Consider the following 3,241-nt stretch of genomic DNA (forward strand, 5'->3'; position numbering starts at 1 on the left):
GTCGAAAAGTGGGGCAGCGGCCGAACGTTCGCGGACTACAACGGCATCGCATCGAAGGCACCCATCGCCGCAACGGCGATGACCGTCTTCATGTTCTCGCTTGCAGGGCTGCCGCCGTTCGGCGGCTTCGTCTCGAAGTACGCCCTGTTCTACTCGGCCATCGAATCCGGCTTCTGGTGGCTCGCTGCCGTCGGCGCGGTCAACAGCGCGCTGTCGCTGTTCTACTACAGCCGTGTCGTCAAGGCGATGTGGATCGAAGAGCCGTCGAAGTCGCTCGAAATCGGCAGTCAGCCGGTCGGCCTGTACGTGGCGATTATCTTCGCCGCGGTCGGGACGGTCCTGCTCCTGCCCGGTTTCCAGCCTGTCATCGAGACGGCACAGACCGTCGCTGCGGCGCTCTTCTGAGCGCACCGACGGCCTGTCGTTAAAAAATCAGATTTCGTTTTTCTTATTTCGAATCCAGTAGCTCCGAGAGCGCTGACGCGAGTTCTTTCGAGCGGCGAAGGGTCAGTCCATCAGTCGTGACGAAGACTCCCTTATCGGCCACTGTGACGCGCGTCAAATACCCGTGTTCGAACGCTCGGATAGTGTACTGGTAGTCACCGAGTTCGGACCCTCGATAGGCGGTTCGCGCCTGAAATCCGTCGGTCTCGTGTTCGACGAAGCCAGCCAAATCAGCGTCCGCTTCGAGGTCAGACCGGAGGTAAACCTGTTCGCAACGGTCGTGCGTGAAGTAGGTCACACTTCGGAGGTCGTCGCCGGCGGTGGTTCGACAGGCTCGGACGAACGACTCGGCGCGTGACTCCGGAAGCAGCTGAGATTCGAGTTCCATCCTATATTGTGGCATGGGTCGACATGACATAATATCATCGCCGGGTAGGATGACGGTAGGGTTTTGCGGTCGGAGACCGAGGTGAGAGTATGGTACGTCGACTGGTCCTCGGGTGTGGCTCCGTTGGGGGGGACCTCGTCGGAACGCTCGCCGCGAGGCCCGGATCGGTTACCGTTATCACTGACCGAGAAGGTCGGGCCGAAGACCTCCGTGCAGATGGAATCACTGCGACGGCGGGTAACCCGGCGGACCCGACACACTATCCAGATGACGCCGACATCGTCGTTGTCGGCGGACAGTCATCGGAGTTAAACCTCAATGCAGCGGTCGCTGCCCACGAGCGGTTCCCCGAAGCCATACTCATCGTGTCTCTCGCTGACGACCCCGAACCGTCGGTCCGGGAAGATATCGAACACATCGCCGACGAGATCATCGACTCGCGTCGAATCGTCACAGACCGGATTCTCGACGCCGTCGGGACGTCACACACCGAGCGACTCACTCGACTGATGGAGGTCCTTCGAAATATTGATGGCCCGCTCGCCGTGGTGATGCACGACAATCCGGACCCGGATGCAATTGCTGCCGCCTTGGCGCTACAGGTGATTGCCAAACGAGTGAACGTGGAATCAGATGTCTGTTACTTCGGAGACATCTCCCATCAGGAAAATCGGGCGCTCGTGAACCTCCTCGACCTCGATCTGCGTGTCCTTGACGAAGTCCCCGAAGACGACGAGTATGCTGGGTATGCGCTTGTCGACCACTCACGCCCCGGCGTCAACGACCGACTTCCAACCGACACAAACATCGACATCGTCATTGACCATCATCCTCCCCGAGCACCCGTCGAGGCGGCGTACGTGGACCTCAGGCGGGGTGTCGGTTCGACGAGTACACTTCTCACCGAGTACCTCGAACAGTTCGGTATCGTCCCCGGAACGACAGTCGCGACCGCTCTCCTGTTCGGGATTCGTGTGGACACGAACGACTTCACACGGGAGGTTTCGAACGCCGACTTCGAGGCCGCGGCGTATCTCGTTCCGCACGTCGATTCCGACCTGTTAGAGCGCGTCGAGACGCCGAGTATGACTTCGGAGACCATGGAGACGCTCGCCCGAGCTATCTCGAACCGCGACGTTCGTGGGGATATTCTCACCACGAACGTTGGCGATATCCGTGAACGAGACGCGCTTGCGCAGGCTGCCGACTACCTCCTCGGAATGGAAGGCGTCGAGGTCACGGTCGTCTACGGGTTGATGGACGGGACGGTGTACGTCTCCGGACGCGCCCGCGGCGCGCGTGTAGACCTCGGAGAGACGTTCCGGGAGGCTCTCGGCACTATCGGGAGCGCTGGCGGCCACGCCGATATGGCAGGTGCACAGATACCGCTCGGTATCTTAGCCGATGTCGGCGACGACTCACGCGAGTCGCTTGCGACCATCGTCACGGATATCGTCGCCGGTCAGTTGTTCGAGACGTTAGAGTACACAACACCAACGCCGGAACTCGACATAGATGTCACCTTCGAGTATTCACTTGACGAGTAAGCTCCCACACGTTTTTGCCCACGCTCGCCCTACCTCGGGGAAGATGAGTACCAAAGCGACCGTCAAGGAGTACATGACGCGCGAGGTCCAGACCGTCTCTCCGAGCGATACGGTCGCGGACGTGGCTCGCCGTATCGCCGAGAGCGACGGACACAACGGATTCCCCGTCTGTGATGGGCGCAAGGCAGAAGGATTCGTCACTGCCCGCGACATCCTCCTTTCGAACGATGACGAGAGCATCGAGACGGTAATGGCGACGAACCTCGTCGTCGCACACCCCCAGATGGACGTGACCGACGCCGCACGAGTCATCCTCCGGTCTGGCATCCAGAAATTACCGGTCGTCGACGATGCAGGTAACCTCGTCGGCATCATCTCGAATACGGACGTGATTCGAAGTCAAATCGAGCGAGCGACGCCGGAGAAAGTGGGCAAACTCATGCGAACGCTCGAACAGATTCACGGTATCACGGTCCACCAAGAACGCCGCACCGTCTCACTTTCGTCGCTCATTCCGACGCAAGCGCGGGTGTACGCCGACGAACTCGAGGGCCGGAAGTACGAACTCGAACGCGGGCTTGCCGAACCACTCGTCGTCATCGACAACAAAGGGACGTTACTGCTCGCCGACGGTCACCACCGCGTCCTCGCAGCCGACCGCATTGGCGTCGAAGACATGGAAGCGTACGTCATCGTCGTGGACGACCCCATCGAACTCGGGATGCAACGAACCGCCGAAAAGGAAGGACTCTCTTCTATCGCCGACATCGACATCGCCGCTTACTCCCGACACTTGCTCGATAGAACTATTCGACCATTGCTCAGTAAGCGAGCGTGCGGATCAGCCCCACTCTCGACAACA

The 3,241-nt window shown here is 60.0% G+C and carries 4 protein-coding genes; 3 read left to right on the forward strand and 1 reads right to left on the reverse strand.

From position 1 onward, the window contains the following. Positions 1 to 405: proton-conducting transporter transmembrane domain-containing protein (locus QT222_RS03870; protein WP_491476366.1), on the forward strand; the 405-nt coding region annotated here is incomplete at its 5' end. Positions 406 to 448: 43 nt separating this feature from the next. On the opposite strand, the gene QT222_RS03875 is transcribed toward QT222_RS03870, so the two are convergent. Next, on the reverse strand, positions 449 to 832 hold the full coding sequence (locus QT222_RS03875) for a DUF7522 family protein (protein WP_491476367.1): 384 nt from the start codon (positions 830 to 832) through the stop codon (positions 449 to 451). 89 nt (positions 833 to 921) lie between these two features. Here QT222_RS03875 and QT222_RS03880 point away from each other — a divergent pair, with 89 nt between their 5' ends. After that, the gene (locus QT222_RS03880; RefSeq protein WP_491476368.1) at positions 922 to 2,379 is read left to right on the forward strand and encodes a DHHA1 domain-containing protein; all 1,458 of its coding nucleotides are present in this window, start codon (positions 922 to 924) and stop codon (positions 2,377 to 2,379) included. Between the two features lie 43 nt (positions 2,380 to 2,422). Next, positions 2,423 to 3,241: CBS domain-containing protein (locus QT222_RS03885; protein ID WP_491476369.1), on the forward strand; the 819-nt coding region annotated here is incomplete at its 3' end.

It is taken from the genome of Haloferax sp. s1, from assembly GCF_058382125.1.